The organism is Daejeonella sp. (assembly GCF_049655485.1).
GTDB lineage: Bacteria > Bacteroidota > Bacteroidia > Sphingobacteriales > Sphingobacteriaceae > Daejeonella.
Map to the genome: position 1 here is coordinate 1 of NZ_JBASJU010000444.1, position 2979 is coordinate 2979.

Here is a 2979-nt window from a genome sequence, read left to right on the forward strand (position 1 = left end):
GCTTATATAGAGAGGATGTCATTTCTATTGAATGAAAATGAGCCTGCCCCTACTACCGGAGGCCAATTTTCGGCTCAGGCGGCTCCTCAGATGGATGCTTCTCAATCAGATATCCGTCCGATGGCCAGATATGAGCTTAAAGCGCTAGCGGGCCAAATTAGGGCTGCGCAGCCAAAGTTCAGCAATACTGTTATTAAATCCCACTTGGATGATGTGTTGGTAAGGATTAATGAGGCTTTAGATCCAAATCCAAAGAAATAAAAAAATAGAAAATACTTCATTGAAAAAGCCCTGCCCTGATATTCGGGCAGGGCTTTTTTATTTAGCTCGAATCGATAACTTCGCAATATAATTCTTGAAGATGAAATTACTTTTCGCAATACTCTTACTGTCGGGATACTATAGCAGCGCTTTTTCTCAAACTGACTCTATTAATGTAGTTAAAGCTCATTGGAAAAAGACCAGGATAACTTCCGAGGTTGTTCTAAAAACATACTGGTTTAACAACAATCTATTTGACTCAAACCAGAATGTGAGCATCCTCGAAATTAAACCCAAAAAACGCTTGATGCTGGACCTGGGTTATGACGCTAAAAAACTGATAACTACAAGCGATTTTGGAAAATCAACCAATTCCCTGGCTGCATTAAACGGTACATTCTTCGACATAGCCAACGGCGGGTCTGTGGATTTCATCAAATCGGATGGCATAGTAATCCATGAAAACCGACTAGGTAAAAACGGCCAGCGGTCCGGTCATCAAAAGTCAGCTCTTGTTTTCGACCACGGGAAATTGAGTATTGCTAAATTCAATGGTGATGTTTCCTGGGAAAAATCACTTATAGGAGAGGATATTATGGTCACTGGACCTCTCCTGATAATGGATCAGGTAGACGAAAAACTTGATTCAAACGCCTTTAATATAACCCGGCACCCACGCACCGCAGTAGCGATCACGAAAAATAAAAGGGTACTTCTTATTACGATTGATGGCCGGAATGAAAATTCTGCCGGAATGAATTTGTTTGAACTTACAAAGCTCTTGCACTGGTTAAAGTCGGACGATGCAATAAATCTGGATGGAGGCGGATCCACTACATTATGGGTTCAAGGATATGCCCAAAATGGCGTCGTGAATTATCCTTCAGATAATAAAAAATGGGATCATGAAGGGGAGCGAAAGGTTGGAAATGTTGTTCTTTTAAAGAAAAAATAGAAGTATTTAAGCTAATAAGCTGATAAACATCTAAATGCATCACAATATTACATACATCATAAAGGTATTTTTCGTAAATTTCCTATTATTTTAATAGACGTGAATACTAACCATGAGCGGGTCTGCAGATAATTATGCGCATTTAATCCAAAAGATAGACGGCTTTATCCGAAAATATTATCTGAACATAGTTGTTAAGGGCTCGATATTGATGGCGGCTGCCTTTTTTGCGGCATTTATATTAGTGACTTTTGCCGAATACTATGGACGGTTTGACCCTCTGGTTCGAACCTTTCTTTTTTACACGTTTATTTTCGGCAACCTTGCGATTTTCACGACTTATATATTCATACCCCTGTTATCATATTTCAGGCTGGGAAAGACTATAAGCCATGAACAGGCTTCAGATATTATTGGCGATCATTTTCAGCCAGTAAAGGATAAGTTACTCAACACCCTGCAATTGAAAAAGCTCTCAGATGGTAATTCGGAACAACGGGCATTGATTGACGCAAGTATAGATCAGAAAACCGCAGAGCTTCGGCCGGTACCTTTTAGTTCTGCAGTACACATTGAAGACAATAGAAAGTACATAAAGTACGCACTTGTGCCTATGGCAGCAATACTCGTGGTTGCTTTTGCCGCTCCAACCGTGCTTAGCGAAAGCACCGAACGACTTATCAATTACAATAAAAGGTTCATCAAAAAAGCACCATTTAATTTCGAACTTATCAACGCAAATCTTTCTGTAGTACAAGGTGATGATTACACCCTTCAGGTTAAACTAACGGGCAATGAAATCCCGGCAGAACTATACTTAGAAGATGGCGTAAATACTTTTAAGCTTGATAAAGAAAGTATAATTCGCTTTAACTATACTTTTAAAAACCTTCAAAAAACAAAGACAATTCGTCTCAGAGGGGGGGAGTTTAGTTCAGAAGATTATGTTTTAAAGGTTAAAGAACGCCCAACACTTTTAAATTTTGATGTTTTTCTGGAATATCCAGCCTACCTGAATAAAAGTAGTGAAAGACTACAAAACACTGGAGATCTCAATGTGCCTCAAGGAACCCGGATTAGTTGGAAATTTACTGCGCGAAGCAGTGACCATTTAGATGTTAAAATTGATAGGCAGAAATTCAGAGTTCAGCAAGCTGATAAAGGGCTCTTCAAGTTTTCGCATCGCGCAATGAAGAATCTAAGCTACAATATTCGCCCGGTAAATAACGATGTTACAACTTCGGATTCCGTTTCTTATCAGGTGCGTGTGATACCCGATTTAATGCCTGCTATTGATGTCACAGAGCGGCCGGATTCTGTGAACGCTAAAATAATGTATTTTGTTGGACAGGTGAACGACGATCACGGTTTCTCTAAATTAAATTTTAATTATAAAGTACTTCCCACCGGCGTAAACGCCACATCGGTAAAGCCAAAAGTAACAACCATCGGCTTTGATAAGAACAGTCTTCAGAGCAATTTCTTTCACATTTGGAATGTTAATGAGGTGAAAGCACAGCCAGGGGATCAGATAGAGTATTATTTTGAAATATTTGATAATGATGGAGTTAACGGGTCAAAAGTAAGTCGCTCAGCAATAAGGACTTTTAAAATTGCAACGGAGAGCGAAGTTGAGAAGAAACTCGATGCCAATTCTGAGCAAATCAAGGAAAAAATGGAGCAGGCAATCCGACAGTCATCTCAAGTTGAAAAAGAAGCAAAGCGCCTTAATCAAGAGTTCCTTAATAAAAAGAATCTTACTT

3 protein-coding genes are annotated in these 2979 nt (G+C 39.3%); all 3 read left to right on the forward strand.

Annotated features, from left to right (window positions below; translation table 11 throughout):
* Positions 1 to 261 (forward strand): hypothetical protein (locus WBJ10_RS17680; RefSeq protein ID WP_424292702.1); only part of this gene is annotated, 261 nt, incomplete at its 5' end.
* 100 nt (positions 262 to 361) lie between these two features.
* Positions 362 to 1216: a phosphodiester glycosidase family protein gene (locus WBJ10_RS17685; RefSeq protein ID WP_424292704.1), complete on the forward strand. Its 855-nt coding sequence runs from the start codon at positions 362 to 364 to the stop codon at positions 1214 to 1216.
* A 112-nt stretch (positions 1217 to 1328) separates the two neighbouring features.
* On the forward strand, positions 1329 to 2979 hold a 1651-nt coding region (locus tag WBJ10_RS17690; protein WP_424292706.1), incomplete at its 3' end, for a DUF4175 family protein.